The organism is Mycobacterium sp. NGS22, assembly GCF_059813095.1.
Genome location: NZ_JCALDY010000003.1, coordinates 187,187 through 203,868, shown reverse-complemented (window position 1 = coordinate 203,868; position 16,682 = coordinate 187,187). Strand labels below are relative to the sequence as shown.

Sequence of the window (16,682 nt, the reverse complement as noted above, 5' to 3'; positions counted from 1 at the left end):
CCTTACAGTAATCTTAAGATTTGTTTAAAGCGTAAGGCCCACTCAGACCCGCCACGGGCCCGATTACGACGATCGCGGGAGGTCGGATTCCTTCCGCGCGGACCTTCGTCGGCGTGTCCGCCAGGGTCGCCCGCAACGTGTGCTGAGCGGCCGTCGTGCCGTGTTGCACCACCAGGACCGGAGTATCCGCAGGTCGGCCGCCTTTGAGCAGCGCGGCGACGAAGAGTTCGATCCGTTCGACGGCCATCAGCAAAACAATGGTGCCGGTCAAGGCTGCCAAAGCGTCCCAATTCACTAACGATTCGGGATGATCCGGCGCCAGATGGCCGCTGACCACCACGAATTCGTGATTCGTGGCCCGATGGGTGACCGGAACACCCGCCATCGCAGGAACTGCTATGGCACTTGTCACACCTGGCACGACGGTCACCGGAATGCCCGCTTCGGCGCACGCCAGCACTTCCTCGTAACCGCGTGCGAACACGAACGGATCGCCGCCCTTGAGCCGGACCACGAACTTGCCGGCCCGGGCGCGTTCGATCAGGACGGCGTTGATCGCGTCCTGGGCCATGGCGCGGCCGTACGGGATCTTCGCCGCGTCGATCACCTCGACGTGGGGGGCCAGCTCGGCCAGCAGCTCTGGCGGTGCGAGCCGGTCGGTGACCACGACGTCGGCCTGGGCCAGCAGCCGACGCCCCCGCACGGTGATCAGTTCGGGATCGCCGGGGCCGCCGCCGACCAGGGCCACCCCACCGCGAACGACGTCGGAGCTCTCCGCGGTGATGAGGCCCTGCTGGAGTGCCTCCCGGATCGCCGACCGGATGGCCGCCGACCGGCGGTGTTCGCCGCCGGCCAGCACACCCACCGACAGACCGGCGTATTCGAACGACGCCGGGGTGACCGCGGTGCCTTCCACGGCGGCGTCGGCGCGCACACAGAAGATCCGGCGCCGTTCGGCTTCGGCGGCGACGGCCGCGTTCACCTGCGGATCGTTGGTGGCGGCCAGGGCGTACCAGGCGCCGGCCAGGTCACCGTCGCGGTATTCCCGGACCGTCAGGGTGATGCCGTCCATCGCCTCGACGGAGCGGGTGGCGCTGCGGGAGATGACGTGGACGTCGGCCCCGCTGGCGATGAGCAACGGTAGCCGTCGTTGGGCCACGCTGCCCCCGCCGATGACGACGACCTTCCTGCCGGTCAGTCGCAGTCCCACCAGGTAGGGGCTCTCGGTCACCGGGCAAGCCTAGTGCTGGACACCGTCGCACCGCAGGCCGTGGCGTGCGCGACGAAACGCGCCACCGCTTCGGGCGTGGCCGCGGCGTGGGTATGCAGGTAGGACGCGTGCACCCCGAGGTATACCGCGCCCTCGCGCACCGCGCCGGAGTCCTGCCGGTACGCCCACGCGGGCTGGTAACCGCCGGTGAAAGTGATTGCGGTCCGGTGGAATTCGTGCCCGGTCACTCTGTCACCGGCGGCGTACACCGACGAATCGGCCACCGCAACGGCGTCGCGGTAGGCCAGGGTGAGGCGCTGGGTGAAGCGCGCCGACCCGTTCAGCACCCCGCACATCGGGTGTCCGTCGACGTCGGACACCAGGTAGATCAGGCCCGCGCACTCGGCGTGGATCGGCGCGCCGGCGACGGCCAGGTCGCGGATCTGACGGCGCACGTCGTGGTTGGCCGACAGTTCGGCGGCGAACTGCTCGGGGAACCCGCCCGGTAACAGCACCGCGTTCGCACCGTCGGGCAGGGTTTCGCTCAGCGGGTCGAACTCGACGACGTCGGCGCCGGCGGCACGCAACAGCTCCGCGTGTTCGGGGTAGCCGAAGGTGAACGCCTTGCCCGCCGCCAGGGCGACCACAGCTTTCCGGGCCCGGTCGCTCTGGAGACTGCGTTCCACCGCGGCCGCCGGGTCCCACGCCGCGTCCTCGACGCGGCTGCCCGCGGTCGCCAGCACCCCGGCCAGGTCGACGTGACGGGCCACCAGATCGGTCATGGCCGCCACCGCCTCCCGCGCGTGCCGACCGTACTCCCCGGCGGTCACCAGGCCGAGATACCTTGTTGGAAGCTCTAGTTCGGCCATCCGGGGAATCGCCCCCAGTACCGGGACACCGGCATGCTCGCACGCCTGCCGCAGCACCTGCTCGTGGCGGGCGGTACCGACGCGGTTGAGAATGACGCCGCGGATCCAGGTTTGGGCGTCGAACGTCGAAAAGCCATGCAGCAGAGCGGCGATGCTCTGACTCTGACCGCGCGCGTCGACAACCATGATCACCGGTGCCTGTAGCAGTCCCGCGACGTGCGCGGTGGAGCCCACCGCCGGGCCGGTCACCGATTCGCCGATGCGCCCGTCGAACAGGCCCATGACCCCTTCGATCACCGCGATGTCGGCGTCGCGGGCGCCGTGCCGGAACAGCGGGCCGATGAGGCGCTCCCCCACGAGCACCGGATCCAGGTTGCGGCCGGGGCGCGCCGCGGCCAGCGCGTGGTAGCCGGGGTCGATGAAGTCCGGCCCGACCTTGAACGGGGCCACCCGGTGCCCCGCCCGGCGCAATGCGCCGATCAAACCCGTTGCGACCGTGGTCTTTCCGCTACCGGAAGCGGGCGCGGCAATCACCACGGCGGGTGTCACCGGAGCCACCTGCGCCGCGAGCGTGCAGACAATGACCCGTGGCGCGGCGTGTCGGCGTACGACTGTGCACGCTCGCCGACCAGCGGGGCGGGTGCAGCTACCACTCGACGCCCTTCTGGCCTTTGCGCCCGGCGTCCATCGGGTGCTTCACCTTCGTCATCTCGGTCACCAGGTCGGCGGCCTCGATCAGCGCCGGCGGCGCGTCGCGCCCGGTGATCACCACGTGCTGGTGACCGGGTCGCGCCAGCAGGGTCGCCACCACGTCGTCGACGTCCACCCAGCCCCACTTCAGGGGGTAGGTGAACTCGTCGAGGACATAGAAGTCGTGGCGCTGGGCGGCCAACCGCTGCTTGATCTCGGCCCACCCGTCCGCCGCGGTCGCCGCGTGATCGACGGCGCTGCCGGGCTTGCGCGACCAGGACCAGCCGGCGCCCATCTTGTGCCATTCCACCGCGCCGCCGACGCCCTGCTCGTCGTGCAGCTGACCGAGCCGGCGAAAGGCCGATTCTTCGCCCACTTTCCATTTCGCGCTCTTGACGAACTGGAACACCGCGATGTCCAGTCCGACGTTCCAGGCCCGCAACGCCATGCCGAACGCGGCGGTCGATTTCCCTTTTCCGGCACCGGTGTGTACGGCCAGTACCGGGGTGTTGCGTCGCGCCCTGGTGGTCAGCCCGTCGTCGGGGACCTCGGCTGGAATCCCTTGTGGCATATCAGGCCACGCTACGGACTGCTCGGGTCAACTGGTCGGCGTGCAACTGCTCGAGCCGGATGGCCTGCGCACCCAGTTGTCGGGCGAGCTCACCGGCCAATCCCAGCCGCACATAAGACGTCTCGCAGTCCACCACCACCGCGGCCACACCCTCGGCGCGCAGACGGCCCGCCGCAATTCGGCTGCGGCCCAACGGGTCCGGGCCAGCAGTGGCACGCCCGTCGGTCAGCACCACGATGAGCGGACGCCGGGCCCGGTCGCGCACTTTCTCCCGCATGACCAGCGCACGGGCGGCCAACAGACCCTCGGCCAGCGGGGTTTTGCCGCCGGTGTCGAACCGGGCCAATCGGCGTCCGGCGATGTGCGCCGAGGACGTGGGCGGCAGCAACACCTGCGCCGTCTGCTGACGGAACGTGATGACCGCGACCTTGTCGCGCCGCTGATAGGCATCACGCAGCAGCGAAAGGGTGGCGCCACCGACCGCCGCCATCCGATCGCGCGCGGCCATCGACCCGGACGCGTCGACGACGAAGATCACCAGGTTGCCCTCGCGTCCTTCGCGCACAGCGCGACGAATGTCGTTGGGCCGCAGCCGCAACCGCCCGCGGCCGGATGCCTGCTCGGCCGCGGACAGCACAGTGGCGAACAAATGCAGGCCGTGCGCGTCGGGCACCGACGGATCCGCGGCCGCCACCACGCTCCCCGAGGCATTGCGGGCGCGCGAACGCCGTCCAGGAGCGCCCTCGCCCATTCCCGGCACCGTCAACGCCCTGGCGCGGAAGACCCTCGACGGCGGTGCGCTGGGCCGCGGCGGCTGGGGTGCGGGTCCCGGCGCCGATTGCGGCTCTGGGTCACCGGCCGACGCACCCCCGCCGGGCGGATCGGGATCCGGCTGCGGATCGCCGTGCGATTCGGCGGCTTTGGCGAGTGCCTCGTCGAGTTGCTGGCGGTCGATGCCATGGTCGTCGAACGGGTCACGCCGGCGCCGATGCGGCAACGCCAGTTCGGCGGCAACCCGAATGTCCTGTTCGGTCACCGTGTCCCCACCCCGCCAGGCCGCGTGCGCGACCGCGGTGCGGGCCACCACCAGGTCGGCCCGCATGCCGTCGACGTCGAACGCCGCGCACAGCGCCGCGATTCTGCGTAACTCGTCGTCCGGCAACACCACGTCGTCGACGATCGCGCGGGCGGCCGCGATGCGCCGGGCCAGCTCGGCGTCGGCATCGGCGTAGCGCTGCGCGAACGCGTCCGGGTCCGCCTCGTACGCCATCCGCTGGCGGATCACCTGCACCCGCACGTCGACGTCGCGCGACGCCTGCACGTCGACGGTGAGCCCGAAGCGGTCCAGCAGCTGCGGACGCAGTTCGCCCTCTTCGGGATTCATCGTGCCGATCAGTACGAACCGGGCCTGGTGCGAATGGGATATGCCGTCGCGTTCGACGTGGACGCGGCCCATCGCCGCGGCGTCGAGCAGAATGTCGACCAGATGATCGTGCAGCAGGTTCACCTCGTCGACGTAGAGCACGCCGCCGTCGGCACGGGCCAGCAGGCCGGGCGCGAACGCGTGCTCGCCGTCGCGTAGCACCCGCTGCAGATCCAACGAGCCCACCACCCGGTCTTCGGTTGCGCCCAAAGGCATCTCGACCAGACCGGCATCCTCGTTGCCGGTCGCCGCCGACAGCAAGCCGGCCAGGCCCCGCACGGCGGTCGACTTCGCGGTGCCTTTCTCGCCGCGGATCAGCGCGCCGCCGATCTGCGGGCGCACCGCGCACAGCAGCAACGCGAGTCGCAGTTGGTCCTGTCCGACGATGGCGCTGAACGGGTAGGGCTTCACCGCTGCGCCCCCGACCCGGGTCTGAGCATCGGCACGTGCGGGATGCCGCCGTCGATGAATTCGTCTCCGTCCCGGGCGAACCCGTGTTTGGTCCACATGTCCGTCAAGTATGTCTGTGCGTCGATCCGGCACGGGAAGTCGCCCACCTCGGCCAGCGCGGCGCGCAACAGCCGGGTGGTGTGGCCCTGGCCGCGGGCGCTGCGCTTGGTACACAACCGGCCGAGTCGGAACCCCTTCTCGCCGCCGGGATGTTCCTCCATCAGCCGCAGCGTGCAGATCACCTCGCCCTGCGGGGTTTCCAGCCAGAAGTGCCGGGTCTCGGCGAGCAGATCGCGTCCGTCCAGTTCCGGATAGGGACAGGCCTGCTCGACCACGAAAACCTCCACCCGCAGTTTCAGGAGTTCGTAAAGAGTTTGTGCGTCAAGGTCTTTGGACCAGACTCGGCGCAGCGCTTCGGTCATGCGGCTTCCAACTGCAGGGTCCGGGCGGTCCAGGAACGCAGTTCGTCGTACAGCACCGGTTCGTCGGACAGCTTGGCGCCCAGGGACGGCACCATCTCCTTGAGTTTGGGCAGCCAGGACTGATAGCGGTTGGCGAAGCAGTCTCTCAAGACGTCCAGCATGATCGGAACCGCGGTGGAAGCACCGGGGGAACCGCCCAGCAGGCCGATGATGCTGCCGTCGGCGGCACCGACCAGGGCGGTGCCGAATTCCAGCACCCCTCGGCCGCGGTTGTCGCGCCGGATGACCTGCACCCGCTGGCCCGCCACCGTCAGTTCCCAGTCCGAATCTCTTGCGCTGGGCGCGAATTCACGCAGCACGCGGAGCCGTTCGGCTCTGGTGAGTCGCAGCTGGCCGAGCAGGTAGCTGACCATGGTTGTCTCTGTGACGCCGACACCCAGCACCGACATCAGGTTGCCGCGCCGGATCGACCGGGGCAGGTCGCTGATGTGGCCGTGTTTGGAGAACTTCGGCGACCAGCCGGCGTAGGGGCCGAAGACCAGCCACGACTTGCCCTGCACGTAGCGGAGATCGAGGTGGAGCGCGCCCAGCGGCGGGGCGCCCGGGGACGGAACGCCGTACACCTTGGCGCGGTGGGCCGGGGTCAGCGCCGGGTTTGCCGCGCGAAGGAACCGGCCGCCGATCGGGAATCCGGCGAAACCCTTGACCTCCTTGATGCCTGACTTCTGCAACAACGGCAGCGCGTCGCCGCCGGCGCCGACGAAGACGAACTTGGCGTCGAGCTTTCGCTGTCGGCCGGTGCGACGGTCGGCGACGGTGAGCCTCCAGCCGCCGTCGGGCTGCCGGGACAGCGCGCGGACCCGGTGCCCGAACAGCACGGTGGCGCCGCTGCGCACGCAGTAGCCGATCAGCTGCCGGGACAGGGCGCCGAAGTCGACGTCGGTGCCGTCGGCGGACCAGTTGAGGGCGACGGGTTCGGAGAAGTCACGCCCGTCGGCCATCAACGGCAGCCGGCGTGCGAACTCGTCGGGGTCGTCGATCAGCTCGGTCGCGGCGAATAACGGGTTGTGCGCCAACGCCTCGCGGCGGCGCCGCAGATAGTCGACCCCGGCCGCACCGCGGACGAAACTCACGTGCGGGACCGGGTTCAGGAAGCCGCGCACGTCGGCCAGGATGCCGTTTTCGGCTGCGTACGCCCAGAACTGGCGCGTGACTTGGAACTGCTCGTTGACCCGCACCGCTTTGGTGATGTCGATCGTGCCGTCGGGCCGCTGCGGGGTGTAGTTCATCTCGCACAGCCCGGCGTGGCCGGTGCCGGCGTTGTTCCACGGGCTGCTGCTCTCGGCGCCGACCCCGTCCAGGCGTTCGACCACCGTGATCGACCAGTCCGGCTCGAGCCGCCGCAGCATCGCGGCCAGGGTGGCACTCATGATTCCGGCGCCCACCAGCACGACGTCGGTTCTGAGTCTTTCTGACACCGGATCGATGACCCTTCCTCTGGCTATGCCGGTCCCAGATTATCCCGACACGTGACGCCAAGTGCCTGGCCACCAATGTGGGCGGCCCGGCCACGCCTTCTTTAAGCTGGCCATCGTGACTGGCTGGGTGCCCGACGTCCTGCCCGGCTACTGGCAGCACTCGATCCCGCTCGGGCCCGACCCCGACGGGGAGGGCGATATCGTCGCCACCCTGATCCGGCGCGGGGAGATGGCGCCGGCCGCACACGCCGTACTGGCCGTGCACGGCTACACGGACTATTTCTTCAACACCGCGCTGGCCGATCACTTCGCCGACCGCGGGTTCGCGTTCTATGCACTGGACCTGCGCAAGTGCGGGCGCTCGCATCGGCCGGAACAGACCCCGCACTTCACCACCAACCTCGCCCAGTACAACACCGAACTAGACCGGGCGCTGGACCTGATTCGCCGGGATTGCCAGGACGTGTTGATGTACGGGCATTCGGCGGGCGGCCTGATCGTGTCGTTGTGGCTGGACCGCCTGCGCCGCGCCGACGCTTCGGCCGGCATCCGCGGCCTGGTGCTCAACAGCCCGTTCCTGGATCTGCACGGTCCGGCGATCCTGCGACTGGGCCTGACGTCGGCCACCATCGCGGCGTTGTCGCGCATGCGCAGCAAGGCCGTGGCCCGGGCCAGCGGCGCCGGGGGCTACGGCTCCAGCCTGCACCGCGACTACCACGGCGAGTTCGACTACAACCTGCAGTGGAAACCGTTGGGCGGCTTCCCCGTTACCTTCGGGTGGCTGCACGCCGTGCGCCGCGGTCAGGCGCGGCTGCATCGTGGACTCGACGTCGGTGTGCCCAACCTGATCCTGCGCTCGGATCACACCGTTGCCGAAGACGCCGGACCGCAGGCGCTGCAACGCGGTGACGCCGTGCTCGACGTCGCGCAGATCGCCCGGTGGGCCGGGTGCATCGGCAACCGCAGCACCATCATCCCGGTACCGGACGCCAAGCACGACGTGTTCCTGTCGCTGGAACAGCCGCGCCGACTGGCCTACCGCCACCTCGACCGGTGGCTCGACGATCATCTGTGCACACCCGGCGTGTCGACACCGGAGAATGGGAAAGGCTGACGGCTGAATGGAAAGCTACGACCTCGCGATCATCGGAACCGGTTCGGGCAACACAATTCTCGACGAACGGTATGCGAGCAAGCGGGTGGCGATCTGCGAACAGGGCACCTTCGGCGGTACCTGCCTGAACGTCGGCTGCATCCCGACCAAGATGTTCGTCTACGCCGCCGAGGTCGCCCAGGCCGTCCGGGGGGCCGCGAAATACGGCATCGACGCACACGTCGACGGGGTGCGCTGGGACGACATCGTCTCGCGGGTCTTCGGGCGCATCGATCCGATCGCGAACAGCGGTGAGGCCTACCGGCGCTCGCTGCCCAACGTCGAGGTCTACGGCCAGCACACCCGCTTCGGGCCGGTGCAGGACGACGGCCGCTATCTGTTGCGCACCGAAGCCGGTGCGGAATTCACCGCCGAGCAGGTGGTGATCGCGGCGGGCTCGCGACCGACCGTCCCGCCGGCCATCCGCGACAGCGGCGCGACGTACCACACCAGTGACACCATCATGCGGATCCCCACCCTGCCCGAACATCTGGTGATCGCCGGAAGCGGTTATGTGGCAGCCGAATTCGCGCACATCTTCGCCACAATGGGGGTCCAGGTCACCGTCGTCCTGCGCGGCGGCACCATGCTCAGGCACGCCGACGAGGCGATCAGCGAGCAGTTCACCCGGCTCGCGGCCAGCAAGTGGGAGCTGCGCGCCCAGCGCAACATCGTCGGCGCCGAAGACCGGGACGACGGGGTCACCGTCGAGCTGGACGACGGCAGCACCATCGAAGCCGGCGCGCTGCTGGTGGCCACCGGCCGGGTGTCCAACGCCGATCTGCTGGACGCCGAACAAGCCGGAGTGCGGCTCGAACACGGCCGAGTGGTGGTCGATTGCTACCAAAGAACTTCTGCGCGTAACGTTTTCGCGCTCGGCGATGTTTCTTCGCCCCACCAGCTCAAGCATGTCGCCAACCACGAAGCGCGGGTGGTGCAGCGCAACCTGCTGTGCGACTGGGACGACACCGCGTCGATGACGCTCACCGATCACCGATTCGTTCCGTCGGCGGTGTTCACCGATCCGCAGCTGGCCAGTGTGGGCTTGACCGAAAACCAGGCTCTGGCAGAGGGATACGACATCTCGGTCAAGATCCAGGAGTACGGCGACGTCGCCTACGGATGGGCGATGGAAGACACCACCAGCATCGTCAAGCTGATCGCCGACCGCGGCACCGGGCTGCTGCTGGGAGCGCACTTCATGGGATATCAGGCTTCGGCACTGATCCAGCCGTTGATTCAGGGAATGACCTTCGGGCTCACCGTCGGGCAGATGGCCCGCGGCCAGTACTGGATCCACCCGGCGCTGCCGGAGGTGGTGGAGAACGCGCTGCTGGGACTGGACGTCAGCGACGCCGCGTCCGGGTGACCTGCCGGCCGGTGGGCCGCGGGTCGGTCGGGTCACTCTCCCCCGCGAGGTGGTCCTGCACGCTGTCCTGGCAAGCCGGACACAAGCCGCGCAGCGTCAGACCGGCCTGCTCCGACAACGCGAACCGGCTGGCCGCCATCGCGTGCGCGAGCGCCGAACTGAGTTCGGGCGCGGGCACTTCGATGACCGCGTCGCACTTGGTGCACACCGCGTGGTGGTGCGGTGTGGTGGCCATGCCGTAGGTGGTGACGCCGTCGTCCATGGTCAGCCCGTGCAGGACGCCCTGATCGACCAGGGTGGTCACCGTGCGGTAGATGGTGGCGAGATCGGGGGGCTGAATGCCCGCGGGCAGGCAGGCGGGCAGCCGGTTGTGGATCTCTGCCACCGACAGGTGTCCGCGGACGGGTTCGAGCACCGCGAGCACCTGGATCCGCGACGCCATCCGCCGCAACCCGCGGGCACGCAGCAGCGCGCCGATCCGTTCGGTGACCGCTGGGTCCAACCCTTCCGCTTGGGTCGTCACCCCCTCAGTGTCGCGTCCCGGACCGGGGATTGCCAACGCGGGGGTCACCGGCGCGTCGCCTGCTAACAGCACCTCGGCTCGCGCACAGCTGATTTCGTGCCACACTGACCGCGTGCCCGGTTCGATCTGCGACGTGCTGCCCAGCGTCGCGGCATTGTTCGGGGTGCCGGACGCGACGGACACGCTCGCGCTGGCCGACTCGCTCGGCGTCCCTGAGCGCGTCTGCGTGGTGCTGGTCGACGGGATGGGCTGGGAGCTGTTGCCGGACCTGGCCGACGACGCGCCGCTGCTGGCCTCGGTGCTCGCCGGCGGCACCGGACGGCTGCGACGCCTGGACTGCACCTTCCCGTCCACCACGCCGACCAGCCTGGTGTCACTCGGTACCGGCGCACCGCCCGGCCGGCATGGCGTGCTGGGTTTCACCGTCAACGTGCCCGGCACCGACCGGGTGCTCAGCCACATCCGGTGGCGCGACGACCCACCGCACCAGCAGTGGCAGCCGCTGCCGACGTGGTTCGAGCGGCTGACGCGGGCCGGGGTCAGCGCGCGCGCCGTGCTGCCGGAGTGGTTCCTGGGCAGCGGTCTGACAGCGGCGGCCTACCGGGGCGCGCAGTTCGTCGGGACGCGCTCCGATGACGACTACGCCGCGCGGGTAGCCGAAGAGCTACGCGCGGGCCCGGGTCTGGTCTACGGGTACACCGCCGACCTGGACACCGCCGCGCACGTGTTCGGGGTCGGGTCGGCCGAGTGGCACGAGGCCGCGGCCGGGGTGGACGCCCTGCTCACCCGGGTGGTCGAGTCGCTGCCCGACGATGCCGCGCTGCTGGTGACCGCCGACCACGGCGGCCTCAACGTCCCGCCGGACGCCCGCGTCGACATGGCCGCCGATCCCCGGCTGGCGGCGGGCGTGCGGGTGGTAGCCGGTGAGCCGCGGGTGCGCTACCTGCACACCGAACCGGGCGCCGCCGAAGACGTGCTGGCCATCTGGTCCGATGTGCTGGCCGGTCAAGCAGAAGTGCGCAGCCGGGACGACGCCGTCGCGTCGGGGATCTTCGGCCCGGTCAGCGCCGAACACCTACCCAGGATCGGCGATGTCGTCGTCGTCTGCACCGGCGAGTCCGCGATTCTGGCGAGCGGTCACGAACCTCCCGAAACGGCTAGCCTCGTCGGGTTCCACGGCGCGGCGACCACGGCGGAAATGGCGATTCCGCTGATAGAGCTCTTCTAGCCGAACTCAAATTATTTTCGTGTGGCTGACCTAAATTGGTCGCGATAGGTTGGGAAGGTGGATCTCCGCGTCGCGCGCGTCTCCCGACGGTCGCGGCCGACTGCTGGGGAGAGGTAGCCGTGGATTACGGGGCGATTCCGCCGGAGGTCAACTCGGCGCGGCTGTATTCCGGTCCTGGTCCGGGATCGCTGTTGGCCGCCGCGACGGCGTGGAACCGGTTGGCGGACGGGTTGGACGAAGCGGCGGACGGCTTCCGCTCGGTGACGACGCGGCTGACCTCTGGATGGCAGGGTCACGCGGCAATCGCGATGACCCAATCCGCGGTGCCGTACCTGGGGTGGCTGGCCGCCGCGGCCGCCACGGGCGAGCAGGCTGCCGCGCATGCGATGGCGGCCGCGAGCGCCTACGAAGACGCGCGTGCCGCGGTGGTGCCTCCCGCGGTGATCGCGGCCAACCGTTCCCAGCGCAGGTCGGTGGCTGACGGGAATCCGCTGGGTCAGGACACCGAGACGATCGCTGCCATGGACGCCGACTACGAACAGATGTGGGCCCAGGACGTCGCGGCGATGTACAGCTACGCCGACGCTGCTGCCACGGCGGCCCGGGTCACGCCGTTCACGTCGGCGCCGCTGGCGGTCGCTCTGCCGGCCCAACAGGGCGTGGCCGGCGACCCGGAAGTCGTGACCGCCGGATCGCAATTGATCGCCGCTCTCCCGCAGATGCTGCAGTCTCTCGCGTCGTCGCCGTCGGCGGCATTCGACGCGGCGTTGCTGTCGGTGTCGGCGTCGCTAGCGCGGCTGGGTTCGTTGCGGGCGCCGGTGAAGTTCCCGATGCACCTGCTGAATTTTTTGGGCAGAGGATCCGGCCCGGTCGGGCGCAAACCGGCGGCCGGCCGGACGACGGTGACTGCGCGCTGGGGCGGTGGCCGAAGGGTGGGCCGTCTGTCGGTGCCCTCGGCTTGGAGCGACATCGAACCGCCGAGCCCGGTCAGCGTCGATTTCCGCGCTTCGGCGCGGCGACTGCGGACGATCGGCGGGCGGGCAGTCTGCGCGAGGCTCGTCTACTCCTGACGCCGCTACAGCGGTGTCACGTAGGCCGAGCTGATGCCGCCGTCGACCAGGAATGTGGACGCCGTGATGAACGACGCGTCGTCGCTGGCCAAAAACGCCACGGCGGCGGCGATTTCGTCCGGCTCGGCAAATCGGCCCAGCGGTACGTGCACCAGGCGGCGCGCGGCCCGTTCCGGATCTTTGGCGAAGAGTTCTTGCAGCAGCGGTGTATTGACCGGACCCGGGCACAGGGCGTTGACGCGGATACCCTGCCGCGCGTACTGCACGCCGAGTTCCCGAGACATGGCCAGTACCCCGCCCTTGGAGGCGGTGTAGGAGATCTGCGAAGTGGCCGAACCCAGTACCGCGACAAAGGATGCCGTGTTGATGATGGCGCCCTTCCCGGCCGGCACCATGTGCCGCAACGCCGCTCGACAGCACAGATAGACCGACTTGAGGTTGACGTCCTGGACGTGTTGCCAGGCCGCCAGTTCGGTGTTCTCGATCAGGTCGTCCTCCGGCGGTGAGATGCCGGCGTTGTTGAACGCGATGTCGACCGACCCGCAAGCGTGCCCGGCGGCGTCGAACAGCTTGTTCACCGAATCTTCGTCGGAAACGTCGACGGGCACGAACAAACCGGAGAGCTGTTCTGCTGCCGCGCCGCCGGCTTCGGTGTCGATGTCACCGATCACGATCTGGGCGCCCTCGGCGTGCATGCGGCGGGCCGCGGCCAGGCCGATGCCGCTACCGCCGCCGGTGATGACGGCCACCCGGCCGGAAAGCCGCCGCGTGAGGTTGATCATCAGCTCTCCTTGATCGCGATGAAGACGTTCTTGGTCTCGGTGAACTGCAGCGGCGCGTCCGGCCCCAACTCACGACCGAGACCCGACTGTTTGAACCCGCCGAACGGGGTGCTGTAGCGCACCGAGGAATGCGAGTTCACCGACAGGTTGCCCGCTTCCACCGCCCGGGACACACGCAGCGCGCGGGACAGGTCGTCGGTCCAGATCGACCCGGACAGACCGTATTCGGTGTCGTTGGCCAGTGTCACCGCGTCGTGTTCGTCGTCGAACGCCAACACCGTGACCACCGGTCCGAAGATCTCGTCGGTGACGCTGCGATCGGTGCGCTGCGGGGTGAGAACCGTTGGGGGGAACCAGAACCCGGGCCCGCGTGGTGCCGACCCCCGAAAGGCCACGGGCGCGCCGTCGGGCACGTAGGAGGCCACCTTGTCCCGGTGCGCCGCCGAGACCAGCGGCCCCATCTCGGTGTCCCGCGCCCCGGGATCCCCGACCACCACTGCCTGCACGGCCGGCTCCAGCAACTCCATGAACCGGTCGTAGACGCTGCGCTGCACCAGGATCCGGCTGCGGGCGCAGCAATCCTGGCCCGCGTTGTCGAAGACTCCGGCCGGCGCGGTCGCGGCCGCGCGCTCCAGGTCGCAGTCGGCGAAGACGATGTTGGCGCTCTTGCCGCCCAGTTCCAGGGTCACCCGCTTCACCGCGGCCGCCGCACCGGCCATCACCTGCTTGCCGACGCCGGTGGACCCGGTGAATACGACCTTTCGGATCCCGGGATGGGTGACGAAGCGCTCCCCCACCACCGATCCCCGCCCGGGCAGCACCTGCAGCAGATCCGGATCCAGCCCGGCCTCGACCGCCAGCTCCGCGAGTCGCATCGTGCTCAGCGGTGTCCACTCAGCGGGCTTGACCAGGACCGCGTTGCCCGCGGCCAAGGCCGGCGCGATACCCCAGGTCGCGATCACCATCGGAAAGTTCCAGGGGGTGATCACCCCGATCACGCCCATCGGCTCGTTGAAGGTGACATCGAGCCCACCGGCCACCGGAATCTGCTTGCCGCACAGGCGCTCTGGGCTGCCGGCGTAATACTGCAGCACGTCGCGGACGTTGCCGGCCTCCCATTCCGCCGAGCCGATCGGATGTCCGGAGTTGGCTACTTCGAGGGCGGCGAGTTCGTCGCGGTGGGTGTCGACGACGGCTGCGAAGGCACGCAGGCCGGCGGCCCGGTCGGCCGGGGCCAACTTCGCCCAGCGACGCTGGGCAGCGTGGGCCCGCCCCACCGCGTCGTCGACGGCCGCGGCGTCGGCGTGCTCGACCGTGCGCAACACCTCTTCGGTGGCCGGGTTGACCACGTCGGTGGCCGTCATAGGCCGGCCCTCGCGGCGTCCACCAGGGCCGTGAACAGCCGCAGATCGTCCAGCGCCTTCTCCGGATGCCATTGCACCGCAAGCGCGAACGCGTCGCCGGGTAGCTCGACGGACTCGACCACGCCGTCGACGTCCCACGCGCCGACCACCAGTCCGTCGCCGACCTTGTCGATGGCCTGATGGTGATAGCACGGCACGTCGGCGGTTTCGCCCAGCAGCGCGGCCGCGCGGGTGCCCGCCACGGTCCGCACCGGCAGCCGGCTGAATATCCCGTTGCCCGCACGATGCCCGGAGTGGCCCAGCACCTCGGGCAGATGTTGGTGCAGGGTGCCGCCGAAGGCGACGTTGAAGATCTGCGCGCCCCGGCAGATGCCGAGCACCGGCAGCCGCCGGTCCAGCGCGGCCCGCAGCAACGCAAACTCCCAGGCGTCGCGGTCGGCACGCGGTTGATCGGTGCTCGGGTGGGGTTGCTGGCCGTAGGTGGCGGGGTCGAGGTCGTAACCGCCGGTGATGACCAGAGCGTCCAGACTGTCGAGCAGCGCCTCGACGGTGTCGCTTCGCACCGGCTGGGGAGGCAACAGCACCGGGACACCGCCGGCCTGCACGACGCCTTCGAAGTAGTCGGACGGCAGATAGGCCGCGGGGATGTCCCACACCCCGGTGCGTACCTGCTCCCGGTACATGGTCAGCCCCACGACCGGGGGCCTAGAGCCGCTCAAAACCACGCATCCTCTCCCAATCGGTGACCGAAGTGTTGAACGCCGCCAGTTCCACGCGCGCGTTGTTCAGGTAGTGCGCGACCACGTCGTCGCCGAATGCCTGCCGCGCCACCGCCGAATCCCCGAACAGCGCGGCCGCCTCGGCGAGGGTGGACGGTAGCCGCTCGACATCGTCGGCCTGATAGGCGTTTCCGGCGTACGGGTCGCCGAGTTCCAGGCCCTGCTCGACACCGTACAAACCGCCCGCGATCAGCGCCGCCACCGCGAGATACTGGTTGACGTCGCCGCCGGGGACGCGGCATTCGACTCGGATATTGCGTTCGTGCCCCACCACCCGCAGCGCGCAGGTGCGGTTGTCCAATCCCCACGCCACCGCGGTCGGGGCGAAGCTGCCGTCGACAAAACGCTTGTAGGAGTTGATGTTCGGCGCATAGAACAAAGTGAGCTCGCGCACCGTGGCCAGCAGCCCGGCGATGAAACCGCGGAACGTCGCCGACATGCCGCGCGGCACACCGGGATCGAAGAATGCCGAGACGCCGTCCGCGTCGCGCAGCGACAGGTGGATGTGACAGCTATTGCCTTCGCGCTCATCGTATTTGGCCATGAACGTCAGGCTCTTGGCGTGTTGGTCGGCGATCTCCTTGGCGCCGTTCTTGTAGACGGCGTGGTTGTCGCAGGTGACCAGCGCCTCCGCGTAGCGGAAGCCGAGTTCCTGCTGGCCGTTGTTGCACTCCCCCTTGATCGCCTCGATCTGCAGACCCGCACCCTGCATGCCCAGCCGGATGTCGCGCAGCAGTGGTTCCATGCGCGAACCGGCCATGATCGCGTAGTCGATGTTGTAGTCGCTGGCCGGCGTCAGGCGGCGGTAGCCGTCGGCCCACGCCTGACGGTAGGACTGGTCGAACACGATGAACTCCAACTCGGTGGCGGCATCGGCGACCAAGCCGCGCCGCTCGAGGCGCTCGAGCTGGCGGCGCAGGATGGCACGCGGCGACTGCACGACCGGGCCGCCGTCCAGCCAGGACAAGTCGGCGATCACCAACGCGGTGGCGGGCAGCCACGGCACCAGCCGCAACGTGGACAGATCCGGCGTCATCACCATGTCGCCGTAGCCGGTTTCCCAGTTCGACATGGCGTATCCCGCCACGGTGTTGACGTCGACATCCACGGCCAGCAGATAACTGCAGCATTCGGCGCCGTGGCCGGCAACCTCGTCGACGAAGAACCGGCCCGCGACCCGTTTGCCGACCAGCCGGCCCTGCATGTCGGTGAAGGCCACGATGACGGTGTCGACGTCGCCGGCTGCGACCAGTCGTTCCAGGTCGGACGGCGAGAGGTGCCCAGTCATGCCCGCCAGTCAA

Annotated in this window: 15 protein-coding genes; 4 read left to right on the top strand and 11 right to left on the bottom strand. The window is 69.3% G+C overall.

The genetic code is table 11. From position 1 onward, the window contains the following. Window positions 1–13: 13 nt before the first annotated feature. The 6 genes from cobA to mqo all read right to left on the bottom strand — a co-directional run bounded on the left by cobA (window position 14) and on the right by mqo (window position 7,113). The gene (cobA, locus tag AC5Y47_RS04185; RefSeq protein WP_499942205.1) at window positions 14–1,231 is read right to left on the bottom strand and encodes a uroporphyrinogen-III C-methyltransferase; all 1,218 of its coding nucleotides are present in this window, start codon (window positions 1,229–1,231) and stop codon (window positions 14–16) included. After that, entirely contained in the window at window positions 1,228–2,628 is a 1,401-nt protein-coding gene (locus AC5Y47_RS04180) for a cobyrinic acid a,c-diamide synthase CobB (protein ID WP_499942204.1), read from the bottom strand. Before AC5Y47_RS04180 ends, cobA begins: the two co-directional genes overlap by 4 nt. 97 nt (window positions 2,629–2,725) lie before the next feature. Further along, a complete protein-coding gene (gene cobO / locus AC5Y47_RS04175; protein ID WP_499942203.1) occupies window positions 2,726–3,340 on the bottom strand; it encodes a cob(I)yrinic acid a,c-diamide adenosyltransferase in 615 nt (204 codons plus the stop codon). Window position 3,341: 1 nt separating this feature from the next. Continuing rightward, window positions 3,342–5,174, bottom strand: coding sequence for a magnesium chelatase subunit D family protein (locus tag AC5Y47_RS04170; protein WP_499942201.1), 1,833 nt, complete (start codon window positions 5,172–5,174; stop codon window positions 3,342–3,344). Further along, the gene (locus tag AC5Y47_RS04165; RefSeq protein WP_499942199.1) at window positions 5,171–5,635 is read right to left on the bottom strand and encodes a GNAT family N-acetyltransferase; all 465 of its coding nucleotides are present in this window, start codon (window positions 5,633–5,635) and stop codon (window positions 5,171–5,173) included. Before AC5Y47_RS04165 ends, AC5Y47_RS04170 begins: the two co-directional genes overlap by 4 nt. Next, window positions 5,632–7,113: a malate dehydrogenase (quinone) gene (gene mqo / locus AC5Y47_RS04160; protein ID WP_499942197.1), complete on the bottom strand. Its 1,482-nt coding sequence runs from the start codon at window positions 7,111–7,113 to the stop codon at window positions 5,632–5,634. The genes AC5Y47_RS04165 and mqo overlap by 4 nt, the downstream gene beginning before the upstream one ends. Before the next feature lie 115 nt (window positions 7,114–7,228). Between mqo and AC5Y47_RS04155 the strand changes: the two genes are divergently transcribed. Continuing rightward, window positions 7,229–8,227 (top strand): alpha/beta hydrolase, encoded by a 999-nt coding sequence (locus AC5Y47_RS04155; protein WP_499942195.1) that lies wholly within the window; start codon window positions 7,229–7,231, stop codon window positions 8,225–8,227. A 7-nt stretch (window positions 8,228–8,234) separates the two neighbouring features. After that, window positions 8,235–9,635 (top strand): mycothione reductase, encoded by a 1,401-nt coding sequence (gene mtr, locus AC5Y47_RS04150; RefSeq protein ID WP_499942193.1) that lies wholly within the window; start codon window positions 8,235–8,237, stop codon window positions 9,633–9,635. Here the strand turns inward: mtr and AC5Y47_RS04145 are convergent. After that, entirely contained in the window at window positions 9,613–10,158 is a 546-nt protein-coding gene (locus AC5Y47_RS04145) for a Fur family transcriptional regulator (RefSeq protein WP_499942192.1), read from the bottom strand. The genes mtr and AC5Y47_RS04145 overlap by 23 nt on opposite strands. A 112-nt stretch (window positions 10,159–10,270) precedes the next feature. On the opposite strand from AC5Y47_RS04145, the gene AC5Y47_RS04140 reads away from it, so the two are divergent. Then, complete coding sequence (locus AC5Y47_RS04140; protein ID WP_499942190.1) at window positions 10,271–11,386, top strand: alkaline phosphatase family protein; 1,116 nt, start codon at window positions 10,271–10,273, stop codon at window positions 11,384–11,386. A gap of 119 nt (window positions 11,387–11,505) precedes the next feature. Then, window positions 11,506–12,456, top strand: a complete 951-nt coding sequence (locus AC5Y47_RS04135) for a PPE family protein (protein WP_499942189.1) — start codon at window positions 11,506–11,508, stop codon at window positions 12,454–12,456. 5 nt (window positions 12,457–12,461) lie between these two features. Here the strand turns inward: AC5Y47_RS04135 and AC5Y47_RS04130 are convergent, their stop codons facing one another. The 4 genes from AC5Y47_RS04130 to AC5Y47_RS04115 are packed head-to-tail and all read right to left on the bottom strand — an operon-like array spanning window position 12,462 to window position 16,669. Next, complete coding sequence (locus AC5Y47_RS04130) at window positions 12,462–13,238, bottom strand: 3-oxoacyl-ACP reductase (protein WP_499942187.1); 777 nt, start codon at window positions 13,236–13,238, stop codon at window positions 12,462–12,464. Further along, window positions 13,238–14,602, bottom strand: coding sequence for an aldehyde dehydrogenase family protein (locus AC5Y47_RS04125; RefSeq protein WP_499942185.1), 1,365 nt, complete (start codon window positions 14,600–14,602; stop codon window positions 13,238–13,240). The genes AC5Y47_RS04130 and AC5Y47_RS04125 overlap by 1 nt, the downstream gene beginning before the upstream one ends. After that, entirely contained in the window at window positions 14,599–15,342 is a 744-nt protein-coding gene (locus AC5Y47_RS04120) for a gamma-glutamyl-gamma-aminobutyrate hydrolase family protein (RefSeq protein ID WP_499942371.1), read from the bottom strand. Before AC5Y47_RS04120 ends, AC5Y47_RS04125 begins: the two co-directional genes overlap by 4 nt. Continuing rightward, complete coding sequence (locus tag AC5Y47_RS04115; RefSeq protein ID WP_499942184.1) at window positions 15,308–16,669, bottom strand: glutamine synthetase family protein; 1,362 nt, start codon at window positions 16,667–16,669, stop codon at window positions 15,308–15,310. The genes AC5Y47_RS04120 and AC5Y47_RS04115 overlap by 35 nt, the downstream gene beginning before the upstream one ends. Window positions 16,670–16,682: the final 13 nt, after the last annotated feature.